Raw genomic sequence first — 23924 nt, 5'->3', positions numbered from 1 at the left:
AGGTCGATGGGTCCGCCCTGCCAACCTGTTCTGGCGCCACGATGATCGCCGGTCGGAGGGCGCGTACCGACACGAAGGCGCGAGGGTGCCTGGTCATGCGCTGCAGGACGAACTCCTTTCGGTGGATCCCTGCGCTCAAGCCGGACGCCGCCCCGCCGATGAGTCATACGTGACCAGATGGCAGGTTCAGCAGCGACGACGTCCAGAAACCCGCGTGGTTCGCCGGCTGCTGACCAGGCTCGGGCTGGGTCATGCGGACACCTCGGTTGCGATGGGGTGCACGCTGCTGCTGCTGACGGGCACGTTGACAGCCGCAGCCGCCCCGATCTCGCATCTCGACAAGCGGGCGTGGATAGCCCTGGGCGCGGTGTCAGCCGTCATGGTCTGCCTGACCGCGCTCAGCGTAGTGATCGACTGGCGCCCGTTACCGACGCCGGCTTTGCTTCTCTTCCCCGTCATGGTGTTCGCAGCCTTTTTCGCGCTGGGGATGCACAGCCACGGGTCGTTCGCGCCCCTGTCCGGGTTCTTCACGTTGTGCTTCGGCTACGCCGGACTGACCCAACGGCCGCGACGCAGCCTCCTGCTCGTCCTGCCGTCGTCGCTGGCGTTGGTTTCCATCTACGGAAAGCTCGATTCCGAAGTCGGGATCCGCCTCGCCGTGGCGACCAGCGTATGGATCATTCTGGCCGAAGTGCTTAGCGGCTTCGTGGCCCGCCAGCACGTGATGGAGGCGTCGTTACGAGCCGCCGCTTTCAGCGACCCGCTGACCGGCTTGCCCAACCGCCGCGACCTCAACGTGCGCCTGGCCACGTGCCAGCCCGGCACGACGCTCATCGTCTGCGACCTCGACCACTTCAAACGTATCAACGACGAGCAGGGTCACAGCGTCGGCGACCAGGTCCTTGCCGACTTCGGCAGTGCCATGCGTGCGACCCTGCGCGAGGACGACTACTGCGCCCGCTTCGGCGGAGAGGAGTTCGTACTCGTCCTTCCGTCGACCACGCCCGAACAGGGCTTGACAGTGCTCGATCGGCTCCGCCAGCGGTGGCACCTGCTGCAGCCGACCGTCACGTTCTCCGCCGGTATCGCGTGCTGCCGCGACGGCCGCAACGCCACGCTGACCCTCGCCGCCGCCGACACCGCCCTGTACGACGCCAAGGACGCAGGACGCAACACCGACCGGCTCGACAACGGCACTTCGCGCCGCAGCGTCGGCAGCAGTCACGCCGACAACCGAATCGATCCCGCGCCCGAGCCGAACGCAACCCGACAGCGTCAAGTCAGCTGACTCCGGGCACACGTGCACCCAAGTCGGCAGGACCCCTCACGGTGGACGGATGGTCGAACGTGACGGCCCTCGCAATGGCGCCCGGGTGTAGCCGGCGATCTTCGCGTTCTGCGGAATCGTCGGATCGAGGACCGTCCCCGGATCGCCGGCCGAAGACCGGTCGTCGCGTCGGCCGCGCGCGTCGCCGATCTGTTGGGTGCCCGCCGCGAAACGCGACCTGGGCCGACACCGACTCCTGGGTCAGGTCGTGTCGGACGCCGCGGGCAGCCGCAGCGTGACCCGGTTCTGACCGTCGTCGGAGATGACGGTGACCGTGCCCCGTTGCTGGTAGTGGAACGCCCCGAGTTTGATGCGTCCGCCGGCCTCGACGGTCGAGGAACGTGGCAAGCCCGAGTTCCAATCGGCCGGGTTGAACATCACCCGTCTGACGGTGAAGCCGTCGTCGCCGTCGCCGTCGTCGCGCATCGCGCGGACGAGCTCGGGCAACTCGGCGACGAGGTCGCCGCTGCGAGGAGTCCACTCCTGGTGAGCGTGGACGGACTGCGAGAGGGAGGCCATGAGCCGGGCCTGTCCGGCCGCGCGCCGGCGGCCAGGTAGCTGGTTCGCCAGGAGCGCGTCCGACATCGAGTGGTCGGTCGCGGAGAACCGCTGACGTGGCGAGCCTACGCGCTGTCGGTGCCGGGCACGGCTGCTGCGCGCAGCAGGGCGAACTCCAGCGTCTGGTGCGCGGACAAGGCATTGCCCGGAGTGCTCGCCATCGCCATCGCGGCGGTGGCGGCGCGGCGGCTCGTGTCGGGCGGGACGAGAAGGAGCACGAGGCGGCGGCGGCCGGTGCACTGCAGGACCGCGAGGTGCGGTTCCGGCAGGCCGTACCAGCTCAACGTCGGACTGTGGGTGGCGAAGGCCCGGAACATCAGGGGCGCGCCGGGCCACTCGCTTCGGTTCAGGGACACGCCGATGACGGCGGGTACGGACGGCGCCGCGGTGACCAGCATGAGCGGAAGCTCGCTGACGAGATCGTCACTCGTCGGCCACCAGGCGCCGTGCAGGCGATCCAGCAGTGCCGGACGGGTCGACAACGCCAGGCGGGCAGGCGCAGGGCAGGTCATCGGCCACCGCGCCGCGGGTGGTCCTGCAGATGAGAGCGGCTGACTGCAGCCATGGTGAGCAGGGGCAACGACGTTTCCGTCCCGGACGGGCTGTCCTGCCGATGATCGCGGTCCGAGGGTTCGGGTCGATCGCGCGCGTCGCCGACGCCCGGACAACCCGCGGCAGGAGCCGGACGAGGTGACGACCTCACCCTACGTTCCGGGCACGCAGTGGCGGCCCGGCACGAGGGTCCGCACCGGTCCGCTCGCGCGACGGCGGGCGATCCTGCCGGCGAGGACCCGGCTCCGGCGCCGTAACGAGTTCGTCGCGGAAGGCGCGTCTGGGCAACAGCGACGACACCGTTTGCATCCCTTGTCGCTTTTGGGCGTGGACCGCGTGCCAATCGACCCGGAGGTGACCACATGCCCCAACAAAAGGGCAGACCCTGGCGGAGCGCACGTGGCGGACTCGATCCGGGGGGACGGGTCGTCGGCGGCGTTTCAGTACCCCGCTCCACGTCGCCGATCCGGGGGGAACCAGTGGCGTGGGGCGCGGGCACACGAGAGCTGACGCAATCGATGGAGCTCGGCTTCTCCTCGAGGAGCATGCTCGCGGGGCGGTTCGGTCAGCCCCGTCGGACTTCGGGCGGGCCGAGCAGTTCCGCCGCGAGCGTGTCGACGCGCGCCTTGATGTCCTCCCGCACCTGGCGAACGACCTCGATGGGTTGGCCGGCGGGGTCGACGAGGTCCCAGTCCTCGTAGCGCTTCCCGGGGAAGTAGGGGCAGGTGTCGCCGCAGCCCATCGTGATGACGACGTCGGCGCGGGACACCGCGTCGGTGGTGAGCAGCTTGGGCTGTTCGGCGGCGATGTCGATGCCGACCTCGCGCATGGCTTCGACGGCGGTGGGGTTGATCTGGTCGGCGGGTTCGGAGCCTGCGGAGCGGATGTCGACGCGGTCGCCAGCGAGTCGGGCCAGCCATCCGGCGGCCATCTGGGAGCGGCCGGCGTTGTGAACGCAGACGAACAGGACGGTGGGACGGTGGCTCATGACGTGGTCACTTCCGGATCGGTCTTCGCCGGGTAGTAGCGCCGGCGCAGCCAGAGGGCGACGTAGACGAGGGCGACGAGGACGGGCACTTCGACAAGGGGTCCGACGACGCCCGCGAGGGCTTGGCCGGAGGTGACGCCGAAGACGCCGATCGCGACCGCGATGGCGAGTTCGAAGTTGTTGCCTGCGGCGGTGAACGCGACGGTGGCGGTCTTGGCGTAGCCGAGCCGCAGCCGGTGGCCGAGGGCGAACCCACCGCCGAACATGAGCGCGAAGTACACGAGCAGTGGCAGGGCGATGCGCACGACGTCCCACGGCTTCGAGGTGATGGTGTGGCCCTGCAGAGCGAACAGCACCACGATCGTGAACAGCAGCCCGTAGAGGGCCACCGGCCCGATCTTGGGCAGAAAGCGGTCTTCGTACCAGCGCACGCCCCGCGCTCTCTCGCCGACGGTGCGGGTGAGGTAGCCGGCCACGAGCGGGATGCCGAGGAACACGAGCACGGAGACGACGATGGTGCCGATGGAGAAGCCGGCGCGGACCTGGTCGAGGCCGAGCCAGCCGGGCAGGACCTGCAGGTAGAACCAGCCCAGCAGTCCGAACGCCGCGATCTGGAAGACGGAGTTGATCGCGACGAGCACGGCGGCGCTCTCGCGGTCGCCGCAGGCGAGGTCGTTCCAGATGAGCACCATGGCGATGCAGCGGGCAAGTCCGACGATGATCAAACCGGTGCGGTACTCGGGCAGGTCGGGCAGCAGCAGCCAGGCGAGCGCGAACATCAACGCCGGCCCGAGCAGCCAGTTCAGGACGAGCGAGGCGACGAGCAGCCGACGGTCGCCGGTCACGCGGTCCAGGTGTCGGTAGCGGACCTTGGCCAGCACCGGATACATCATCAGCAGCAGCCCGATCGCGATCGGGAGACTGACCGAGCCGACCTTCATGCTGTTGAGCGCGTCGTCGAGCCCGTCGACGGTGCGGCCGAGGACCAGCCCGAGCGCCATCGCGGCGATGATCCACACCGCGAGGAACCGGTCGAGGGTGGAGAGCCGGCGCAGCACGGGGACGTCCAGGTCGGACGCCGACCCGGCGGTCGTCGTGTCCGTCGATCCGGCTGCGGACGGGCCCTGCCGGTCGAGGTGCGTCATGCCGGCTTGACGGCCCGGATCAGCGCGGAGTGCATGCCCTCGGCCGCCTCGTGGGTGAACGTGACGTCGACGTCGCTGAACCCGACCGAAGCCAGCCCGTCGAGGTATTCCGCACGGGACAGGGCGCCGGCGATGCAGCCGACGTAGGAGCCCCGCTCGGCCCGCTCGGCCGGGGTCAGGTGGTCCTCGGCGACGACGTCGGAGATGCCGATGCGGCCGCCGGGAGACAGGACGCGGAACATCTCGGCGAGCACGGCCGGCTTGTCGGTCGAGAGGTTGATGACACAGTTCGAGATGACCACGTCGACCGCGCCGTCGGGCAGCGGGACGTCCTCGATCGTGCCCTTGAGGAACGTGACGTTGTCAGCACCGGCCTTCGCCTTGTTCGCCTCGGCGAGAGCGAGCATCTCGTCGGTCATGTCGACGCCGTAGGCGTGGCCGGTCGGCCCGACCCTGCGCGCGGACAGCAGCACGTCGATGCCGCCGCCCGAACCGAGGTCGAGCACCTTCTCCCCCGGGTGGAGTTCGGCGACCATCATCGGGTTGCCGCACCCCAGGGAGGCGGCGACCGCCTCGGCGGGGAGTTCGCCCTGTTCGTCGGCGGAGTACAGCGCCGAGCCGAACGCGTCGTCGACCTCGCCGGTGCCGCTGCAGCAGTCCGTTTCGAGAACGTCGAGCGCGTCGCGGCCGTCGCCGACGGCGGTCGCTGCCGCGGCGTATCGGGCGCGGACCTCGTCACGCAGTTCGGTGTCCGACCGGGTCATGGTGCGCTCCTCTGATTGACATGCGTCGATGGATCGAGCGTCCTCGATGTATCGACGGATGTCAATGCAAGTGGCAGGCTGGTGGCATGCCCGCACGCACCGACCTACCGATCCGCCCGGCGGACGCCGTCGCATGCTGTTCGCCGTTGACCGCGGGCGCACTCGACGTCGACGCCGCCGAGCGACTCGCGCGCGTGTTCAAAGCACTGAGCGACCCCACCCGCATCAGGTTGCTCTCCCTCATCGCCGCCGCGGACTCGGGCGAGGCCTGCATCTGCGACCTCACCGAACCCGTCGGACTCTCGCAGCCCACCGTCTCCCACCACATGAAGTCACTCGTCGACGCAGGCCTCGTCACCCGCGAGCAGCGCGGCCGGTGGGCGTTCTACGCCGTCGTGCCCGAGGCGCTCCAAGGAGCGAGCGCGGCACTCACCTCGTGACCCCACGGGGTCCGCACATCGGCGTGGACCGCTCGAACAGGTTTGCGGGTACCCCCCGGGGTATGTAAAGTAGACGCCGTGAAGATCGAAGCCGAGGCGACGGACGCAGTCGTGAAGCGCCTGCGCAGGATCGAGGGCCAGGTCGGCGGCATCATCAAGATGCTGGAGGACGGTCGCGACTGCGAGGAGGTCGTGACCCAACTCGCCGCTGCCAGCCGCGCCCTGGACCGAGCCGGCTTCAGCCTGCTGTCGACCGGCATGCGTCAGTGCATGACCGCGGTCGCCAACGGCGAGTCGGAGCCGATGAGCCCGGAACGCATGGAGAAGCTCTTCCTCTCCCTCGCCTGACCCGCACGACAACGGAACCCGGCGTCGAGTTCCGCGGTCTCGATACCCTGCCCCGTACCGCATACTCGGAGTGACGACATGACCACGACCCGTCCCCGTCCGGTGCCGGTCGCGCCCCTGCCGTCCGACCCGGCTGCCACGCCGGGACTGCTCGGACGGCTCGGACGCTGGACCGCAACGCACCTGCGCGCCGTCCTGCTGATCTGGCTCCTGGTCGGGGCGGCCTTCGGAGCGTTCGCGCCGCAGGTGCAGTCGGCGCTGTCCGGTGCGGGGTGGGTCGACTCGGGCAGTCAGTCCGTCGCCGCCCGTGAGGTCATCCAGCGCGACTTCGGCGGCCAGGGCGCGACGTCCCTGCAGGTCGTGGTCCACATCGCCGATCGACCCCTCGCCGAGGACCCGGCCGCGCGACGCATCGTGCAGCGGGTCGAGCGCCTGCTGGACGCCGAGCCGCGGATCTCCACGGTGACGTCGCCGATGCCCGGCTCGACGCTCTCGAGAGACGGCCGGACCGCCGTCGTCCAGGGCGGCGCCGCGGCGGACGCGAACGGGATGGTCCGCGCGGCCGACCATCTGAAGGAACCGCTGGCCGCCCTGGCGACCAGCACGGTGTCGGTCAACCTCACCGGCGACAGCGCGCTCTGGTCCGACTTCAACGCCGTCAACCACGAGGCGATGATCCGCTCCGAGGTGCTGTCGTGGCCGGTCACGATGTTCGTGCTCGTCCTCGCGTTCGGAAGCCTCGTCGCCGCGGGACTGCCGCTGATGCTGACGCTGGTGGGGCTGCTCACCGCAGCGGGCGGGCTCGTGCTCGCCACCCACGTCGCGCCGGTCAGCATCTGGGCGCTGAACTTCGCGATGATGTTCGCGCTCGCGCTCGGCATCGACTACGCGCTGTTCCTCGTCGTCCGCTTCCGGGCCGCCCTGCAGCGCCGCGGCGCGCGGCCCGGAGACCGGCAGGCCGCCGTCGACGCGGTGGCCGAGACCATGGCCACGGCCGGCAAGGCGATCGCGTTCTCCGGCGTCACCGTGCTGATCTCGTTGTCGACCGTCCTGCTCGTCCCGTCACCGGCGTTCCGGTCCATGGCGCTGGGCATCATGCTGGCCGTCATCGCCGTCCTCGCGGCGACCCTCACCCTGCTGCCCGCCGTCCTGGGACGACTCGGCACCAAGGTCGACAAGGGCCGGCTGACGCGCATCCGGTCGAGGCGCGACCGCACCACCCGTCACCGTGGCGCGCACGCACGTCAGCCGATCGGGCAGCGACGCGGTCTGGAGAAGCTGCTGCACCGCTGGGGGGCGGTGCTGCACCGCCGCCCGTGGCTGACCGGCGGCCTGACGCTGGTCGTCCTCGCCGTCCTGGCGGCGCCGGCCCTGTCCTTGCGCACCGGGATGCCGTCGATCGCGATCGTCCCGGCCGACCAGCAGTCGCGCGCCGGGTACGAGCAGATCGTCGCCGCCTTCGGCCCCGGGGCCCCCGGCACCCTTCAGGTCGTCACCGGCACGGGCGACGCCGACACCACCCGACGCGTGCTGAGCGCCGATCGCGGCGTCGCGGCGGTGCTGCCCGCCGGTCGCAGCTCCGACCGCACGATGCTGATGGTCGTCCCCACGACGGACGCCTCCGCGCCGGCCACCGGGGCGACCATCGACCGGCTCCGCACCGAGGTCCCGTCCGGGACCCTCATCGGTGGCGCCGCCGCCGAGAACCACGACCTCGAGACCGCGCTGTCGCACCGCACGCCACTGGTGTTCGGCCTGCTCGTCGGCCTGGGATTCCTGCTGCTGCTCGTCGCTCTCGGCAGCCCGCTGGTCGCCTTCGTCGGCACCGTGACCAACCTGGCCTCCATCGCCGGCGCGTTCGGGGTGGCGAAGTTGATCTTCCAGGACGGCCACCTGTCCGGGGTGCTGAACTTCGAACCACAAGGCTTCGTCGACGCGTGGGGGCCGCTGTTCTTCGGTGCCATGCTCACCGGCGTCGCGATGGACTACACCCTGTTCCTGCTGTCGGCCGTCCGCGAGCACTACGACACGGAGGACGACCCCCACGAGGCCGTGCGCGAGGCGCTGCGCACGTCGGGCAGGGTCGTCGTCGCTGCAGCGGGCGTCATGGTTGCCGTGTTCCTGACCTTCGCCCTGTCCGGACCGCTGGCCCCCAAGGAGATGGGCGTCATCCTCGCCGTCGCCGTGTTCCTCGACGCCCTGCTCGTGCGCCTGGTACTGCTGCCCGTGATCCTGCGCGTCACCGGACGGGCGGCCTGGTACTCACCGCGCTGGCTCGGCCGGGCCCTGCCCACCGTCCGCTTCGGCCACTGACATCACCCGACCAGGAAGCAGGAAATCATGAGCAGTTACGGAATCCGTGTCGATCTCGCCACCGACCTCGCCACCGCCCGCCCCCTCGTCGAAGCAGCACTCGCCGACCAGGGCTTCGGCGTACTCACCGAGATCGACGTCGCCGCGACCATGAAGAAGAAGCTCGACCTCGACGTCCCGGGCCAGCTCATCCTCGGCGCCTGCAACCCCTCGCTCGCCCACCGCGCCCTCGGCAGCGAGGAGTCGATCGGCCTCCTGCTGCCCTGCAACGTCGTCCTGCGCGACATCGGCACCCCCGGCCACCCCCGCACCGCGGTCGAGGCCATCGACCCCGCCGTCATGGTCCGTTTCACCGGCAACACCGAGCTGCAACCCGTCGCCGACGAGGCCGGGGCGAAGCTGACCGCGGCGCTCCGAACACTGGACCACACCCCCTAACGCAGGTCTCCCCTCGCGCCGGCGCCGACCGTGGCGAGGACGGCGCTGGCGCGGGCGACCAGTTCGGCGCCGGAGCTGATCCGGCACGTCGCGAAGGCCGTCCGCCGGCCGATGCGGTCCACCGTCGTGACCGCCTGCACCCAGCGCCCTGGCGGAGCGGGCACGAGGAAGTCCATCGTCAACGACACCGTGCGGAAGGTTCGTCCGTCCGCAGCGACCAGATGCGCGCCTCGGGCGGCGGCGACATCGGCGAGCGTGGCGAGAAAACCGCCGTGCGCACTACCCATCGTGTTCGCGTGCTGCTCGGTCACCTCGAGCCAGAACGTGGGCTTCGCGGCGCCGTCGTCGACGTACAGCGGGCCGACGAGGTTCAGGAACGGGGTTGTCCGGAGTTCGCGCAACTGGTTCCGGTCCGAGTGCACGCTGTCACCTCTGGGTGGTCGGGTCCGGGCGCCAGGCTACGACCGTCTCCGGGACCATGGATCGGAGACACCACACTCCTGATGTTGTCATCAGCCCTGATCGAGCGTGGTCCTATGCTCGACCCGTGCCTCCCTCCGAACCCACCTCCCGGTTCGACCGCCGCAAGGCCCGCACCCGGGCTGCGCTGGTGACCGCCGCGCGGACGCTGATGTCGGGTCGCGACCCGTCGTCCGTCAGCATCCAGGAGATCACCGAGACCGCCGACGTCGGATTCGGCTCCTTCTACAACCACTTCGAGTCGAAGGACGAGGTGTTCGGCGAGGCCATCGCCGAGGTGCTCGACGAGCACGGCGCGATGCTCGACCGGATCACCGCCGGCCTGAGCGATCCGGCCGAGGTGTTCGCCGCCTCGGTGCGCATCACCGCACGCTTCCCCAAGACGCATCCCGACCTGGCCGCGGTGATCGCCCGCGCCGGCCTCGACCACCTCGCCGGACCGCGTGGCCTCGCCCCCCGGGCGCTGCGCGACATGGAACGGGCGAAGGAGTCCGGTCGCTTCACCTATGCCGATCCGCACATCGCCCTGGCGTGCGTGGGCGGGTCACTGCTGGCCGTCGTCCAGCTGCATCGCACGAACCGTCGCGGCATCGACCGCGCGTCCGACGAACTGGCCGCGAACCTGCTGCAGATGCTCGGCCTGCCCCGCACCGAGGCCATGGCGATCGCGCGGCGCGAACTCCCCCGGCCGCCGCGCCGCCGCACCGGGTGAGCCGAAGCATGTTGTAACGGATCACAGCACTGACGAAACCTTTGGCAGACCGCTACCGCAGAACTGATGCTGTCATCACTTCAGTCGAGGACAGCGAGGGTCATGTGATGACGGGCACGACGACACGTCGCGCCGGGGCGGTCACCGGGGTCCCCGACTCCGAGCCGTCGCGGCACGGTGAGTTGCACAGCGAACACGGCGCCGAACTCGGCGACCCCGCCGACCGCGCCGGCAACCCCGTGATCAAGGTCGTCGACCTCGCCTGGCTCGAGTTCACGAAGCCCGACCTCGACGCCGCGGAGCGGTTCGCCCACGACTTCGGCTTCGCCACCGCTGCTCGCACCGCGGACGCGTTGTACCTGCGAGGCACGCTCGCGGGCGGTGTCTGCGCCGTCGTCCGCAGGGGACCACGCTCGGCCTTTCTCGGACCGACCCTGCTGGCGGCCGACCGCGACGACGTGGCTCGTCTCGCCGCCGCGCACGCCGTGCCGACCACCCGCCTCGACGACCCGTGCGGCGGCGTCGCCGTCGAGTTGCACGACCCGTCCGGGATGCCGGTGCGCGTCGTCGCCGGCGTGACCTCGTACCCCGAACTCGAGCGACAGCGGCCGCTCGCGACGAACACGCCCGACGCGCTGGTGCGCATCAACGCGACCCAGCGGCCGCCGCGCGAACCGGCGCGCATCGAACGCCTCGGCCACGTCGTCGTCGAGTCGGCGTCCTTCGACCGCGACCTCGACTTCTACCTGCACAACTTCGGCCTCATCGTGTCCGACTTCCTGTTCTACGCCGGCCAACGCGACCGCGGCCCCACGATGGCCTTCATCCGGTGCGACCGCGGTGACACGCCGTCCGATCACCACACGCTCGCCATGAACCTCGGCCCCGGTCGCCGCTACATCCACTCCGCGTACCAGGTCGCGGGGCTGGACGCGATGGCCGCCGGACAGGCGTACCTCGCCGAACAGCGCTACACCCACGCCTGGGGCATCGGACGCCACATCGAGGGCAGCCAGCTCTTCGACTACTGGCGCGACCCCGACGGCTTCATGGTCGAGCACTTCGCCGACGGGGACATGTTCGACAGCAGCATCGAGGCCGGCTGGTCGCCCATGACCGCGTCCGGGCTGTCGCAGTGGGGGCCGAAGGTCACGGCGGAGTTCCTCGGCACCAAGCCGTCCCTCACGTCCGTCCGGCAAGTCGTCTCCGCGCTCAAGGACCGCAGCAACGAGTTCGACGCCCGCCGGCTCCTCGGCCTGCTGAAGGTGGCTGCCTCATGACGACGACGTTCGTGCGCTACCGCAGCGCCGCCGCAGACGAAGACCCGCGATGGGGTCTGCTGCAGGACGGCTCGGTCCTCCCGTTGCCGGCGGACGTCCGTGCGACGGCCGACGTCCTGGCCGACCCGTCGGCTGCCGCCGACGCCGCCCGCTCCGCGTCCGACCCGCCCGTCACGACCGACCGGGTGAGTCTGCTCAGCCCGACGCCGGGCGCGCGGGTCGTGTGCCAGGGGGCCAACTACCGCTCGCACATGGTCGAGTCGGGGATGGATCCCGACCGGGCCTTCAACATGTTGTTCACCAAGTCGACCGCCTCGCTGTCCGGGCCGTACGACGACATCGTCCGTCCCGCCCACGTCCGGTTGCTCGACTACGAGGTCGAGCTGGGCATCGTGCTGCGCGCTCCGATCACCGGCCCGACCCGGGTCACCGACGCGACGCTGCCCGACCACGTCGGCGCGTTCGTCGTCGCGAACGACGTCTCCGCGCGCGACGTCCAGCTGCCGCAGGGCCAGTGGTACAAGGGCAAGTCCTACCGCACCTTCTGCCCGGTGGGCCCCTACCTCGTCGTCCCGGACCGGGACGAGGTCGCCCGGTGGTCGCAGCTGCGGCTGCGCCTGACGGTCAACGGCGAGGAGCGGCAGAACGGCCTGGCCGGGGACATGGTCTTCGGCCCCGCGGCGACGCTGACGGAACTCAGCCACCTGGAGGACCTCGCCGCCGGCGACCTCCTGCTGACGGGGACGCCGGGGGGCGTCGCCCTCCAGCCGCCGCCCGCCGCGGTGCAGCGGATCGCCGGGCTGCTCCCCGAAGCACGCCGGTGGCAGTTGTTCGTCAAGGGTCAGTCGCGCAGCAACGCCTACCTGCGACCGGGCGACGTCGTCGAGGCGAGCATCCGCACCGACGACGGCGACATCGACCTGGGCACGCAGCGCACGACCGTCCGATGAGCACCCCGGTCGAGCCGGCGCGGCACGTGCCGGTCGTCGTCGTCGGCTGCGGGCCCACCGGGGCCACCGCCGCCATCGCCCTCGCGCAACGCGGTGTCGAGGTGCTGGTGCTGGACCGCTGGCCGCAGCCCTACCCGCTGCCCCGCGCGGTGCACTTCGACGACGAGGTCTACCGCGTCTTCGCCGACCTCGGCCTCGGCGACGAACTCGCCGGCATCTCCCGGCCCGCGCCCGGCATGCAACTTGTCGACCCCGCCCTGCGGACGCTGGCGACCTTCCGTCGCGACCCGGAGGGCGGACGGTACGGCTACCCGCAGTCGAACATGTTCGACCAGCCCGACCTCGAACACCTGCTGCGCCGGCGGATGGCCGACTTCGACACCATCACGGTTCGCGGCGACGTCGAGGTCGTCGGTCTCGACCATCCCCGGGACGCGACCGGACGCACGACCGTGCGCGCGAGAAGGCCGTCCGACGGTCGGCCGCTGGAGTTCCGCTGCGACGTTCTCCTCGGCTGCGACGGGGCCAACAGCACCGTCCGGACGCTGATCGGCGCCGGGCTCGACGACCTCGGTTTCGAGCAGCGCTGGGTCGTCGTCGACGTCACGAGCCCGGTCGCCCTCGACGTGTACGACGGGGTGCAGCAGGTCTGCGACGCCGATCGCGCCGCCACGTTCATGATGGTGACCCCCGGCCGATACCGGTGGGAGTTCCGGTTGCGCGACGGAGAGGTCGCCGACGACCTCACCGACGACACGGTCCTCGGGCTGATCGGTCCGTGGCTCGGCGCCGTCGACCCGGGCGAGCTCACGGTCGTCCGCCGCGCCTGGTACACCTTCCGCGGCGCCGTCGCCGACCACTGGCGTCACCAGAACGTGTTCCTGCTCGGCGACGCCGCGCACCTGACGCCGCCGTTCATCGGCCAGGGCATGTGCGCCGGCATCCGCGACGCCGCCAATCTGGCGTGGAAGATCGCCGCCGTCCTCGACGGGGCCGCGGACCACCGGCTGCTCGACACCTACGAGAGCGAACGCCGCCCGTTCGCCGTCCGCGTCGTCAGGCTCGCCATCGCCGTCGGCTGGGTGATGACCGGCGGGTCCCGACGCACCGGCGCGCTGCGACGCGCCGCGCTCGCCGCCGCGAGCCGGCTGCCCGGCGCCGAGGACAAGGTGATCAACACCGCGATGCCGACCCTGCCGGCGGGCCCGCTGACCACCGGGCACCGGGCCGCCGGGCGACTCGTGCCCCACCCCGTCCGCGACACGCCCGCGGGCAGGCAGACGCTCGACGAGGTCCTGGGCCGCGACTGGTCGGTGATCACGCGCGCACCTGCGCGTCCGGACGCCTTCGAGAGCGAGGTGCGGGACTTCTTCTCCCGACTGCGCACCCGGTTCGTCACCGTCGAGCACACGGACACCCACCTGTCCGCCTTCCTGGACGAGACCGGCGCCCGGGCACTGCTCGTGCGGCCCGACCGCACCGTGGCCGCCGCCGGTGATCGCGCCGACCTGCGCGCCTGGCGCGAGCAGCTGATCGCCGCCGGCTACTGCGAGGCGGTGGCGGCATGACGTCCGCATCCCGACCCTCGCTGCCGCTCGACCTGTACGGCACGGCCGAACTCGGCGACCCGGACGGCACCTACCGCCTCGTCCGCGACACCGGCCCGGCGGTCTGGCTCCCCCGCAACCGACTCTGGGCCATCGGCCGGTACCGCGACGTGAAGACGGCGCTGCGCGCGGCGGACGTCTTCACCAGCGGGTCCGGCGTGGCCGCCAACCCGTTCGCCAACCGGCTCGGCTCCCACACCGTGCTGGCCAGCGACGGGGACGTCCACGGCCGGCGACGCGGCGTGATGCTCGACTACCTCGCCGCCCGCAAGGTCGCGGCGCTCGAGGAGACCCTCGTCGAGCGCGCCGACCGCGTCGTCGACGACCTGCAGCGTCGGGGACGCTTCGACGCGGTCGCCGACTTCGGTGCCGCGCTGCCGGTGGGAGTCGTGGCGGACCTGGTCGGTCTGCGGCAGAGCGGCGAACGGATGTTGTCCTGGGCCGCGGGCACCTTCGACGCACTCGGTGGCGTCAACTCCCGCTCGCTGCGCGCGGGCGGACGGGGTCTGTCGCTCAAGGCGTTCGGGCTGCGGCTGCGCCCTCAGCACGTCGCACCGGACAGCTGGGCGGCGGGCATCTTCGCCGCCGCCGACCGCGGGGACATCAGCCGGGCCGAGGCGCGCGCCATGGTCATCGACTTCACCGCGCCGAGCCTCGACACCACGATCCTCGCCAGCGCCCACATGCTGAAGCTGCTCGCGGACCGTCCGGAGTTGTGGGAGGCCGTCCGCTCCGACGCCGGCCTCGTCGCGCCACTGGTCGCCGAGGCGGTCCGCATCTCCTCGCCCATCCGCGGTTTCACCCGCCGGGTCGCCGTCGACACCGAGGTCGACGGGCAACCGCTTCGCGCCGGCCGGCGCGTCGCGTTGCTGTTCGCCGCCGCCAACAGCGACGAGCGCCAATTCGTCGAGCCCGACGCGGTCGACCTGACCCGGCCGGTCAACCAGCAGCTCGGCTGGGGCCACGGGCCGCACGCCTGCGTGGGGATGCACCTGGCGAAGCTCGAGATGGCCGCTCTGGTCGAGGCCATGCGCAACCGCGTGCGCACCGTCCGCATCGACGGGCGCGGCACGCGCCTGGTCAACAACACGCTGCAGGGTTACGCCTCCCTGCCGGCCTCCTTCGGCTGAGGGCGCCGACCCGTGGACGCACGAGCCCGGTGGGACGCCGTCGCACAGCGCACCGCACGCGTGGCGCGCAGGATCGGCGTCGAGACCGTCCGCCGGTACAACCGCCTCGAGATCGACACGTCACGGACCGTGATCCCCGACGACCCCGTGCTGTTCGTCGCCAACCACGGCTTCGGCGGCGTCGTCGACCTCAACGTCTCCGCGACGCTCGCAGCACTCGACCGGCTGCAACTCGACCGGCCGGTCACGATCCTCGTGCACCAGATCGCCTGGACCCTGGGCGTCGGTCCCGTGCTCGAGGCGTTGGACGCGCGACCGGCGAGCGCCACCGCGGCGCACGACGCCTTCGCGGCGGGCCATCACGTCCTCGTGTTCCCCGGCGGCGACATCGAGGCCGGCAGATCCTTCGCCGACCGCAACAAGATCACCTTCGGCGACCGCACCGGCTTCGCCCGCCTCGCGAGGGACGAGGGCGTCCCGATCGTCCCCGTCGTCACGGCGGGTGCGGGCGAGTCCCTGCTCGTGCTCAACGACGGGCGCAGGCTGGCCCGGCTGCTGAGACTCGACAGGACGCTGCGGCTCAAGGCCATGCCGGTCACGCTGTCGGTGCCGTGGGGGCTGAACGTCGGGGTCGTGGGGCTCGTGCCCTACCTACCCCTTCCCACCAAGCTGCGCACCCGGGTCCTCGCCCCGATCGCCGCGCCGGCCGACGACTCCGAGGCGCAGATCGCCGGTCGTGTCACCGCCGCCATGCAACGAGCGCTGACCGAACTGACCAGCAACCGTCGCCCGGTGATCGGTTGACGTGCCCGTCCGATCGTCGGACGAGCCGAGCGTCGACAGACGCCGTGCCGCGTAACCTGCGAGCACGTGATGCACTTGCGGGCCGACCGGGTCGACATCGGCGAACTCGAGGGCGTGGACGCCTTCGTCCTCGCGCTGGCGCAGAACGCGGACGCGTCGGGCTGGAACCTGATCTTCATGCTCCCGCTCGATCCCGACGACGAGGACGGCTACAGCATCTCGACGCACGAGGGAGCGACCGCGCTCGGTGGTGTGACCGCGTGGCAGCGCGACGGTGTGGTCTTCCGCCTGTCGATCGAGCAGACCATCGCCGACGGACTCGGCATCGAGCCCGACGTCGCGGTCGAGATGGGCGACGGCCAGGGCGAACTCGCGGCGGACGCCGTCGAGGACGCCCTGCGCCACATCATCGGCTGAGGTCGCGCGTCCGGTCGAGACGTTCGGGCAGCCGTTCGAAGCCGGCCGACCGGTAGGTCGCCACCGCGCCGGTCAGGGCACTCGGAGTGCAGACGAGAACGGACGACGCGCCCGTCTCCTGCAGCACGGCCGCGCCCGCCCGGCACATCGCCGAGCCGAGCCCCCGGCCGCGATGGTCGACGTGCACGGCGAGCGGCTCGATCAGACCCGGACGGCCCGGGCCGGCCGACCACACCGTGATGGCGGCCGCCGCCGCGCCGTGCTCGTCGCGGGCCAGCAGGCTCCGCGCGGACCCGGCAAGCGGACCGTCGTGCAGCGCGCGGGCACTGTCGGGGAAGGGCGGAGTCCCGAACGCGGAGGCCAGCACCGCGGCGTAGTCGTCGACGGTCGCGTCGTCGACCACTTCGGTGCGGACGCCGGGGCCGCCGACCGGCCGGGAGAGATCGCGGCGCAGCGGCGTCCACGGTTCCCCGGTCGTCCAGCCGCTCTCGTCCAACGCCTCGCGCACCCGGCAGCCGTCCGGCGCCTCGATCGACACCGGCCCGGCCGTGAACACTCCCGCACCGGGATCGGACACGTCGCTGACGACGCGGGCCGCGAGCTCGTCGTCGTCCCAGGACGCCGGCGCGACGGTCAGGCGGAGGATGTCGGCGCCGTCGAGCAGTCCGATCGCCATCGGCTCGCCGTCGCGGACCCAGATGCGCACCGCGCGCGCGGTCGCGGCAGCGCCGAAGCGCGTGAACCACCCGACGTCGCCGGGGTGCAGCTGCAGCGGTGCGTCGTCGCGCTGCCAGCTGCCGAGCACGTCGACGATGCGGACGAGGTCGGTCCCGTCCGGCGTTCTCAGCTCCAACGGCATGGTCCGATCGAACCTCTCGAGCCCGGACGGCGCACGCGCGTTTCCGATCGGCCGGCGATCACCCACTCTGGACTTATTCGAACGCAAGTCGTACAATTGCGTGATGGACGGCGTTCTCGACACCGCGGCTCTGTCGGGTGCGCGGGGTTGCGCTGGGGTCGATGGCGCCGGTGGTCGACGCGGCAGACCGTGTCGAGCGGATCCGACGGTTGGAGGAGTTGCGGTCGGCGATCGATGCCGAGTTGATGACGCTGGGCGTGCAGCATCAGGACCATCGCCGGCTGGAGGATGCGGTGCGCGGAGTTCCGCCGCAGCGGCAGGGGGCCGGGGCTGCCGGTGAGGTGGCGTTGGCGCGGCGGGTCTCGCCGCACAAGGCAACCCGGTGGTTGCAGCTGGCGCGGGTGCTGATGACCGAGATGCCGGGCACGTTCGCTGCCTTGGCGGCGGGCCGCACCAGTGAGTGGCGGGCGCAGCTGATGGTGCGCGAGACGGCGTTCCTGTCACGGGCGGACCGTGAACTGGTCGACGCCGAACTCGCCTACCGCTTGGAGGGTCTGGGTGATCGGGCGGTCGAACGCGAGGCGCGGGCGTTGGCGCAGGCTCTCGACCCGGCCGGGGCGACCGAGCGGGCGCGCCGGGCGGCAAGGGAACGGCGGGTCAGCGTCCGCCCGGCGCCGGACGTCATGAGCTGGGTGACGATGCTTCTGCCCGTCACCCAGGGCGTCGCCGTGCTCGCTGCCCTGCGCAAAGCCGCCGACGACCTGATCGGGCGAGGTGCCCAGGGCAGCCTGATGGCCGACCTCGCTGTCGCCCGCCTCACCGGACAAGCGACCGCCGCCGCGGTACCGGTCGAGATCGAACTCGTCATGCCCGCCGACACGCTGCTGAACAACGGCGACCAACCCGGGCACGTACCCGGCTTCGGACCGATACCTGCGCCCATCGCCCGCGCCATAGCCTTCGCGGGCGGCAGCAAGGTCGCCCGCTGGCTCAGGCGCCTCTACACCAGCCCCGACGGCCGACGCCTCGTCGCCATGGATTCCACACGCCGGCTCTTCGACGGAGAACTCGCCCACTTCATCGAACTCCGCGACCGCGGCACGTGCCGCACCCCCTGGTGCGACGCCCCCATCAGACACCTCGACCACGTCGAACGCGCCGCCGACGGCGGACCCACCAGCGCCGCCAACGGCCAAGGGCTCTGCGAACGCTGCAACCACATCAAAGAGACGTTCGGGTGGGCCGCCCTCACCGCACCCCACGGCACCGTCACCACAGTCACCCCCACCGGCCACCACTACGACAGCCCCGAACCAGTAGCGGTCGTCGGCGACGCCACCCTCAGATGGATGCCCGTCGTCCACTACGACCTCGGCCGCCACCGGGCCGCCTGAACCCTCCGACCACGATGCAGCCCTACCCTCGACCCGTGGCACGCGACGAGGCGGACGACGAGGACGACACCGAGAGCGAGGTCGTCGCTGCCGCCGCCGACCGGCTCTACGCCGCGCCGCCCGACGACTTCACAGCGCTGCGCAACGAGCTGTCGAAAGCCGCGAAGTCCGACGGCGACGCCGACGCCGCGCGGAAAATCGCGAAACTGCGCAAACCCACGGCGGGAGCGGCCGTCGTGAACCGCTACTCACTGGACGAGCCCGGCGCCGTCGCACCCCTGACCGAGGTCGGTGATGCGTTGCGGCGCGCTCAGCAGGACCTCGCGGCCGACACGCTGCGCGAGTTGACGACGCGCCGCCGCGAGGTCGTCGCCGAGCTGACGAAGGCGGCGCTCGCGCACTCCGACAAGGCTGACGCGACCACCGCACTGCGCGACGAGGTCAGCCAGACCTTCGACGCAGCGCTCGCCGACCCTGACGTCGCCGCCCGGCTCGGCCGGCTCGTCCGCGGCGAGCAGTTCTCCGGCTTCGGGTTCGCGGCTGAAGGCCCGTCCCTCACCCTGGTCCAGGGCGGCCGAGGAAAGAAACCGACACCGGCCAAGAAGGCATCGAAGACCGCCGCCGCGAAGACACCCGCTCGGAAGACGGCTCCCGAGCCCGCTCCGCCACCCGCTCGCCTCACCCGCCGCGTCGAGCGTGCCCGGGCCGATTTCGAGGCCGCCGACCAGGCACACGCCGGTGCCGAGGCGGACGAGGAGCGCCTGGGCACCCGCGTCCGCGAACTCGCCGACGAGCTGGCCGAACTGCAGCGCGACCTCGACACCGCGAAACGCGAACTCGAGGCCGCGCGCAAGCGCACCCGCTCGGCCCGCACGTCACGGCGTGAGGCGCGCTCGGCCCTCGACCGCGCCGAACGGGCGCTCGACCGGGGCCAGTGACGGTCAGCCCGGCAGGTGCACCTGGCGGGCACCCGACTCGCGGTGCGCCGAGCGGTACGCGCGCGGGCTGAGCCCGAACTCCCGACGGAAGGCGCGCGAGAAGTACTCGGCCGACACGAACCCGCACTCGAGCGCGACCCGCTCCACCTGCCCCGGACCCGTCCTGGCGGCAAGGATCTCGGCTGCCCGCTCGAGTCGGCGACGGCGGATGCGCGAGGCCGGGCTCTCGGCGCCGGTGAACGCGCGGTACAGCTGGCGCAGCGAGATGTTCAGCTGCGCGGCGATGCCGGCGGGGGTGAGCTCGGGGTCGGCCGCCTGCTCGAAGATGATCGCGTCCGTCCGCATGCGGATGCTCTCGACCTGTCCGAGATCGGTGCCGGGCTTCGCGACGGCGGTGCGCAGCAGCAGCCCCGCGAACGCGGCGAGGTAGCGGTCGACGCCCACCAGGCTCGCGGCCGACTCGAACTCCTCGCCGTCGGCGACGAGCAACGCCGCCGCCGTCGCGAGCAGCCGCCGCTGGAACGGGGTCAGCGCGTACGTGCGGTCGCGCATCGCCCGCACCGCCTTGACGTCCAGACCGATGATCGCGTTCGGGACGTCGAGCGTGAACAGGTGCGTGGTGTCGGAGAACTGCTCGCTGATCTCGTCACCGGTCTCGAAGACGCGCAGCGTGGCCGGTCCCACGGACGTCGCGTCGAAGACGCTGCCCGCGCCCTCGGCCCGCACGAGCAGGTGCACGTTGCCCTCGAACGGCGCGGGCACGGCGTTGCGGGCCGGCCGGTACAGCTCGGCGCCGCTCACCGTCGCCGCCGACCACACGCAGCGGGTGCCGCGCAGCCGCGCGCCCTTGAAGAAGAACGGCGCCCGTCCGTTGCGCATCGGGGCGATCTGCAGCCCGAGCGGACCGGTGCGCGGCCGTCGGCCGGTCCAGGTGTCGGGGTTCTCGGCCGACAGGTCCAGCCACGCGATGGCGGCCGGCGGGGCGCCGGTCGGCGCCGCAGCGGCGGACAGCGTGGGCGCCCCGTCCGGGCGCACGGCTGTGGGCGGAATGAGCGCGCCCGTCAGTCCCGGGTGCGCGGTGGACAGCTCGACCATGGTCTCCTCGCGGCAAAGTGCCGGACCGCCACCCCGGTCGTGCCAGCACCGGGTCGGTCCCCCGACCCGATCATCTCGTGACGTGACGTTAGGGAGTTGCGGGCGCGAGCGCAACCGCTTCGCCCCCGAGCGACGTGGCCGTCCACGGTCCGACGCGCGCTCGGGCCCCTCTTGCGCCGACCCGTCCCGCGGTATACAACCAGTTCGTTGCTCAACGGATTGGTTGAACATGGCTGACGCCGACGACCTGCTCGATCGTGGATTCGCCGCCCTCGGCGACCCGGTGCGGCGCGGTCTCGTCGCCCGCCTGGCCCGCGGCCCGGCCACGGTGACCGAGCTCGCAGCTCCGTTTCCGATCTCGGTGCAGGCGGTCTCGCGGCACCTCGCCGTGCTCGAGGCGGCGGGTCTCATCACGCGCAGCCGCCGCGCCCAGGCACGCCCGTGCCATCTCGACGCCGGCGCGCTCGAGCGCCTTACGAGCTGGATCGACCGCTACCGCCTCGACGCCGAGCGGCACTACCGCCGTCTCGACGCCCTGCTCGCCGACACCACCCACCCCACCGACCAGGAGGACACGCCGTGACCGCCACCACGCCGAAGGCGCTGGGCATCACCGCCCCGGAGAACACGCCCTTCCTCGACATCACCCGGGAGTTCGACGCGCCCGTGAGCGCCGTCTTCCGGGCTCACACCGACCGTGACCTCGTCCGGCAGTGGCTCCGTCCGCCCGGGCGCTTCATGGACATCGAGCGGTTCGACGCCGTGAGCGGCGGCAGCTACCGCTACCTGCACCACGGCCACGAGGACGACCCGGACGACGATCTGCGGGCGTGGTTCCGCGGCACGTTCCACACCGTCCGGGCCGACGAGATCATCATCCAGACCTTCGAGTACGAAGGCGTTCCCGACGCCGTGGCCATCGAGACCCTGCGGTTCACCCCGCTCGACGGCGGCCGCTGCCGGCTCGACGTCCACTCGGTGTTCCCGTCCGTCGAGGCGCGCGACAGCATGCTCGAGTCGGGCATGGAGTACGGCCTGAGCCACGCGATGGCACGACTCGACGACCTGCTCGCCGGCCGGGGCTGACACGATCGGGGTGTGACCCCTGCCGACCGTCTCGCCGACGCCCGCCTCTACCTCTGCGTCGACTCGCGCCGACGACAGGGTGATCTGGAGGACTTCCTCGACGCCGTGCTCGCCAACGGGGTCGACATCGTGCAGCTGCGCGAGAAGGGACTCGAGGCGCGCGAGGAGATGCGGTTGCTCGAGACGTTCGCGGCCGCCGCCGAACGTCACGGCGCCCTCTGGGCCGTCAACGACCGCGCCGACGTCGCGCGCGCGGTCGCCGCCCCGGTGCTGCACCTCGGGCAGGACGACCTGCCCGTCCCCGTCGCCCGCGACGTCGTCGGTCCCGACGTGCTCATCGGTCGCTCGACCCACGACCCGGCCCAGGCCGACGCCGCGCTGACCGAGACCGACATCGCCTACTACTGCTGCGGCCCCACCTGGACCACCCCGACCAAGCCCGGCCGACCCGCGGCGGGACTCGAGCTGATCGACCACGCCGCGGTCACCGCCGACGTCCGACCGTGGTTCGCCATCGGCGGCATCGAGACCCTCGAACGGCTCGACGAGGTCGTCGCGCACGGCGCCCGCCGCGCCGTCGTCGTCCGTGCGATCACCGAGGCCGACGACCCCGGCGCGGCGGCGCGGGCCTTCGCCGAGCGACTGCGCGCCGCGGCGGGATGATCACCGGCGGCCGTTTCGACGGCGCCATCGCGGGCATCGGCACCACGTCGGGCACGCGGGTGGTCGTCGGCATGTGGGACGACACCCCGTTCGGGCCCGTCGCCGACGTCATGATCGAGCACGCCGACGGACGCCGCCTGCTCGTCGCCCCGACGGACGAGGTGGGTCGCTTCATCGCCGACACGTACGGCTTCGACGAGGTGGTGGTCGAGCCCACGCACCTCACCACCACACCCGGCGGCCGGCGGTTCGACAGCGAGTCGCTGCGCGTCGAGTTCACCACCGGACGGCGCACCGCCGTCGGCCTCGCCCTCGCGCTCGTCCCCCGCCGCATCGCACGCGCCCGGTGGTGGTGCCGGCTCGTCGACCCGCTCGCCCGCCGGCTCCGGCCGGGAGTGCGTGTCATCGGCACCGCCGGCCACGGCCGGGAGGAGCGCTACTGCGGTCTCGACGAGCACGCCATCACGTCCGCGCGCGTGGTGTGGCACGGCGCCGACCTGGGGACGCTCGCGCCCGTCGACCCACCGGTGCGTTTCGGGTTCGGCTCCACCCCGACGCGGCCGTCCGTCGTCCGCGTCACCACGTTCGTGGCGGATGCGCCGGGTCGGGCGAGCGGGTAGGACGGGCTCTGTGCCTCTGCAGCTGCTGCACCCGCGCCGTTGGTCCCCGCCGCCCGCGCCGGCCCGCGCCTGGGCCGCGACCGGCCTGGCACCGCTGCGCAACTTCCGGCTGCTGCCGCTGCCGGGGCCCGGTCCCGAGGACGTCGTCGTCGACCCCGACGGCATGCTGGTGACCGGTCTCGCCGACGGACGGGTTCTGCGGGTCGACCCGGGTTCCGGGCAGTGGGAGCAGCTGGCCGACACCGGCGGACGTCCGCTGGGCCTCGAACCCGGCCCGGACGGCACCGTGTTCGCCTGCGACCACGACCGCGGCCTGTTGCGCATCGACCCCGGCGGCGCCGTCGTGCCCCTCGTCGAGGCGGTCGACGGGCACCGGCTGAACTTCGCCAGCAACGTGGTCCGTTCCCCCGACGGCACGCTCTACTTCAGCGCGTCGACCCGCCGCTTCGACCTGGCGCACTACGAGGGCGACCTGCTCGAGCACTCCGGCACCGGGCGGCTGTTCCGGCTGCGACCCGGCGCCACCGAACCGGAGACCCTGCTCGACGGGCTGCACTTCGCCAACGGGGTGGTCCTCTCCCCCGACGGATCCCACCTGCTCGTGGCCGAGACGGCCGCCTATCGCATCACCCGCTACCGGCTGACCGGTGCCGCCGCGGGCAGCAGCGACCGACTGGTCGAGAACCTGCCGGGGTTCCCCGACAACATGGCGCTCGGCGGCGACGGGCTGGTGTGGGTGTCGATCCCCGCGCCGCGCGACCCGACCCTCGACCGACTGCTGCCGTTGCCGGGACCGCTGCGGCAGGCGGCCTGGGTGCTGCCCGACCGGTTGCGGCCGAAGCCGGCCGCCACCGTGTGGGCCCTGGCCTTCGACCTCGACGGCCGGCTCGTACACGACTTCCAGGGGCGCGCGACCGAGCTCGGGTACTCGATGGTCACCAGTGCCGTCGAGCACCGCGGGACGGTGTACCTCGGCAGCCTGCACGAGTCGGCGCTGGCCGCTTTCGAGATCTGAG

27 protein-coding genes are annotated in these 23924 nt (G+C 71.9%); 19 read left to right on the top strand and 8 right to left on the bottom strand.

Going from position 1 to position 23924, the window contains the following annotated elements:
• The first annotated feature begins 169 nt into the window (after positions 1 to 169).
• Positions 170 to 1288, top strand: coding sequence for a GGDEF domain-containing protein (locus tag ACYVP9_RS02490; protein WP_460603107.1), 1119 nt, complete (start codon positions 170 to 172; stop codon positions 1286 to 1288).
• 240 nt (positions 1289 to 1528) lie between these two features.
• On the opposite strand, the gene ACYVP9_RS02485 is transcribed toward ACYVP9_RS02490, so the two are convergent.
• From ACYVP9_RS02485 to arsM, 5 genes are all read right to left on the bottom strand, one after another.
• Entirely contained in the window at positions 1529 to 1912 is a 384-nt protein-coding gene (locus ACYVP9_RS02485; RefSeq protein WP_460603106.1) for a DUF5994 family protein, read from the bottom strand.
• 38 nt (positions 1913 to 1950) lie between these two features.
• Entirely contained in the window at positions 1951 to 2397 is a 447-nt protein-coding gene (locus tag ACYVP9_RS02480; RefSeq protein WP_460603105.1) for a DUF5994 family protein, read from the bottom strand.
• Between the two features lie 605 nt (positions 2398 to 3002).
• Positions 3003 to 3425 (bottom strand): arsenate reductase ArsC, encoded by a 423-nt coding sequence (locus ACYVP9_RS02475; RefSeq protein WP_460603104.1) that lies wholly within the window; start codon positions 3423 to 3425, stop codon positions 3003 to 3005.
• Positions 3422 to 4570: an arsenic resistance protein gene (arsB, locus tag ACYVP9_RS02470; RefSeq protein ID WP_460603103.1), complete on the bottom strand. Its 1149-nt coding sequence runs from the start codon at positions 4568 to 4570 to the stop codon at positions 3422 to 3424. Before arsB ends, ACYVP9_RS02475 begins: the two co-directional genes overlap by 4 nt.
• Positions 4567 to 5334 (bottom strand): class I SAM-dependent methyltransferase, encoded by a 768-nt coding sequence (arsM, locus tag ACYVP9_RS02465; RefSeq protein ID WP_460603102.1) that lies wholly within the window; start codon positions 5332 to 5334, stop codon positions 4567 to 4569. Before arsM ends, arsB begins: the two co-directional genes overlap by 4 nt.
• An 86-nt stretch (positions 5335 to 5420) precedes the next feature.
• Here arsM and ACYVP9_RS02460 point away from each other — a divergent pair, with 86 nt between their 5' ends.
• The 4 genes from ACYVP9_RS02460 to ACYVP9_RS02445 all read left to right on the top strand — a co-directional run bounded on the left by ACYVP9_RS02460 (position 5421) and on the right by ACYVP9_RS02445 (position 8873).
• On the top strand, positions 5421 to 5774 hold the full coding sequence (locus ACYVP9_RS02460) for an ArsR/SmtB family transcription factor (protein WP_460603101.1): 354 nt from the start codon (positions 5421 to 5423) through the stop codon (positions 5772 to 5774).
• A 78-nt stretch (positions 5775 to 5852) separates the two neighbouring features.
• Complete coding sequence (locus tag ACYVP9_RS02455; RefSeq protein ID WP_460603100.1) at positions 5853 to 6122, top strand: metal-sensitive transcriptional regulator; 270 nt, start codon at positions 5853 to 5855, stop codon at positions 6120 to 6122.
• Positions 6123 to 6200: 78 nt separating this feature from the next.
• Complete coding sequence (locus ACYVP9_RS02450) at positions 6201 to 8435, top strand: MMPL family transporter (protein ID WP_460603099.1); 2235 nt, start codon at positions 6201 to 6203, stop codon at positions 8433 to 8435.
• A 27-nt stretch (positions 8436 to 8462) separates the two neighbouring features.
• On the top strand, positions 8463 to 8873 hold the full coding sequence (locus tag ACYVP9_RS02445; RefSeq protein ID WP_460603098.1) for a DUF302 domain-containing protein: 411 nt from the start codon (positions 8463 to 8465) through the stop codon (positions 8871 to 8873).
• On the opposite strand, the gene ACYVP9_RS02440 is transcribed toward ACYVP9_RS02445, so the two are convergent.
• Positions 8870 to 9295, bottom strand: coding sequence for a PaaI family thioesterase (locus ACYVP9_RS02440; protein ID WP_460603097.1), 426 nt, complete (start codon positions 9293 to 9295; stop codon positions 8870 to 8872). The genes ACYVP9_RS02445 and ACYVP9_RS02440 overlap by 4 nt on opposite strands.
• 125 nt (positions 9296 to 9420) lie before the next feature.
• Here ACYVP9_RS02440 and ACYVP9_RS02435 point away from each other — a divergent pair, with 125 nt between their 5' ends.
• The 7 genes from ACYVP9_RS02435 (at position 9421) to ACYVP9_RS02405 (ending at position 16253) form a co-directional block, all read left to right on the top strand.
• Positions 9421 to 10065, top strand: coding sequence for a TetR/AcrR family transcriptional regulator (locus ACYVP9_RS02435; protein WP_460603096.1), 645 nt, complete (start codon positions 9421 to 9423; stop codon positions 10063 to 10065).
• A gap of 107 nt (positions 10066 to 10172) precedes the next feature.
• On the top strand, positions 10173 to 11345 hold the full coding sequence (locus ACYVP9_RS02430) for a VOC family protein (RefSeq protein WP_460603095.1): 1173 nt from the start codon (positions 10173 to 10175) through the stop codon (positions 11343 to 11345).
• On the top strand, positions 11342 to 12295 hold the full coding sequence (locus ACYVP9_RS02425; RefSeq protein WP_460603094.1) for a fumarylacetoacetate hydrolase family protein: 954 nt from the start codon (positions 11342 to 11344) through the stop codon (positions 12293 to 12295). The genes ACYVP9_RS02430 and ACYVP9_RS02425 overlap by 4 nt, the downstream gene beginning before the upstream one ends.
• Positions 12292 to 13863 (top strand): bifunctional 3-(3-hydroxy-phenyl)propionate/3-hydroxycinnamic acid hydroxylase MhpA, encoded by a 1572-nt coding sequence (mhpA, locus tag ACYVP9_RS02420; protein ID WP_460603092.1) that lies wholly within the window; start codon positions 12292 to 12294, stop codon positions 13861 to 13863. The genes ACYVP9_RS02425 and mhpA overlap by 4 nt, the downstream gene beginning before the upstream one ends.
• A complete protein-coding gene (locus tag ACYVP9_RS02415) occupies positions 13860 to 15032 on the top strand; it encodes a cytochrome P450 family protein (RefSeq protein WP_460603091.1) in 1173 nt (390 codons plus the stop codon). Before mhpA ends, ACYVP9_RS02415 begins: the two co-directional genes overlap by 4 nt.
• A 12-nt stretch (positions 15033 to 15044) precedes the next feature.
• Complete coding sequence (locus ACYVP9_RS02410) at positions 15045 to 15836, top strand: lysophospholipid acyltransferase family protein (protein ID WP_460603090.1); 792 nt, start codon at positions 15045 to 15047, stop codon at positions 15834 to 15836.
• Between the two features lie 66 nt (positions 15837 to 15902).
• Positions 15903 to 16253 carry a hypothetical protein gene (locus ACYVP9_RS02405; RefSeq protein ID WP_460603089.1) on the top strand — a complete coding sequence of 117 codons (351 nt, stop codon included), beginning with the start codon at positions 15903 to 15905 and terminating at the stop codon, positions 16251 to 16253.
• On the opposite strand, the gene ACYVP9_RS02400 is transcribed toward ACYVP9_RS02405, so the two are convergent.
• Positions 16243 to 17112 carry a GNAT family N-acetyltransferase gene (locus ACYVP9_RS02400; RefSeq protein WP_460603088.1) on the bottom strand — a complete coding sequence of 290 codons (870 nt, stop codon included), beginning with the start codon at positions 17110 to 17112 and terminating at the stop codon, positions 16243 to 16245. The genes ACYVP9_RS02405 and ACYVP9_RS02400 overlap by 11 nt on opposite strands.
• Before the next feature lie 161 nt (positions 17113 to 17273).
• On the opposite strand from ACYVP9_RS02400, the gene ACYVP9_RS02395 reads away from it, so the two are divergent.
• Both ACYVP9_RS02395 and ACYVP9_RS02390 read left to right on the top strand, forming a co-directional pair.
• Positions 17274 to 18506: an HNH endonuclease gene (locus ACYVP9_RS02395; protein ID WP_460603087.1), complete on the top strand. Its 1233-nt coding sequence runs from the start codon at positions 17274 to 17276 to the stop codon at positions 18504 to 18506.
• A gap of 35 nt (positions 18507 to 18541) precedes the next feature.
• Positions 18542 to 19444, top strand: coding sequence for a hypothetical protein (locus tag ACYVP9_RS02390; RefSeq protein ID WP_460603086.1), 903 nt, complete (start codon positions 18542 to 18544; stop codon positions 19442 to 19444).
• 3 nt (positions 19445 to 19447) lie between these two features.
• On the opposite strand, the gene ACYVP9_RS02385 is transcribed toward ACYVP9_RS02390, so the two are convergent.
• Positions 19448 to 20539: a helix-turn-helix domain-containing protein gene (locus ACYVP9_RS02385; RefSeq protein WP_460603085.1), complete on the bottom strand. Its 1092-nt coding sequence runs from the start codon at positions 20537 to 20539 to the stop codon at positions 19448 to 19450.
• A gap of 229 nt (positions 20540 to 20768) precedes the next feature.
• Here ACYVP9_RS02385 and ACYVP9_RS02380 point away from each other — a divergent pair, with 229 nt between their 5' ends.
• From ACYVP9_RS02380 to ACYVP9_RS02360, 5 genes are read left to right on the top strand one after another with little or no spacing between them, the layout of a single operon-like run.
• On the top strand, positions 20769 to 21122 hold the full coding sequence (locus ACYVP9_RS02380; protein WP_460603084.1) for an ArsR/SmtB family transcription factor: 354 nt from the start codon (positions 20769 to 20771) through the stop codon (positions 21120 to 21122).
• Positions 21119 to 21625 carry an SRPBCC family protein gene (locus ACYVP9_RS02375; protein ID WP_460603083.1) on the top strand — a complete coding sequence of 169 codons (507 nt, stop codon included), beginning with the start codon at positions 21119 to 21121 and terminating at the stop codon, positions 21623 to 21625. The genes ACYVP9_RS02380 and ACYVP9_RS02375 overlap by 4 nt, the downstream gene beginning before the upstream one ends.
• A gap of 12 nt (positions 21626 to 21637) precedes the next feature.
• Positions 21638 to 22288, top strand: a complete 651-nt coding sequence (gene thiE, locus ACYVP9_RS02370) for a thiamine phosphate synthase (protein WP_460603082.1) — start codon at positions 21638 to 21640, stop codon at positions 22286 to 22288.
• On the top strand, positions 22285 to 22908 hold the full coding sequence (locus ACYVP9_RS02365; protein ID WP_460603081.1) for a hypothetical protein: 624 nt from the start codon (positions 22285 to 22287) through the stop codon (positions 22906 to 22908). The genes thiE and ACYVP9_RS02365 overlap by 4 nt, the downstream gene beginning before the upstream one ends.
• Positions 22909 to 22918: 10 nt before the next feature.
• Positions 22919 to 23923 carry an SMP-30/gluconolactonase/LRE family protein gene (locus tag ACYVP9_RS02360; RefSeq protein ID WP_460603080.1) on the top strand — a complete coding sequence of 335 codons (1005 nt, stop codon included), beginning with the start codon at positions 22919 to 22921 and terminating at the stop codon, positions 23921 to 23923.
• Position 23924: the final 1 nt, after the last annotated feature.

This window comes from Jatrophihabitans fulvus, from assembly GCF_054781375.1.
This window is presented reverse-complemented; position numbering and strand designations above follow the sequence as displayed.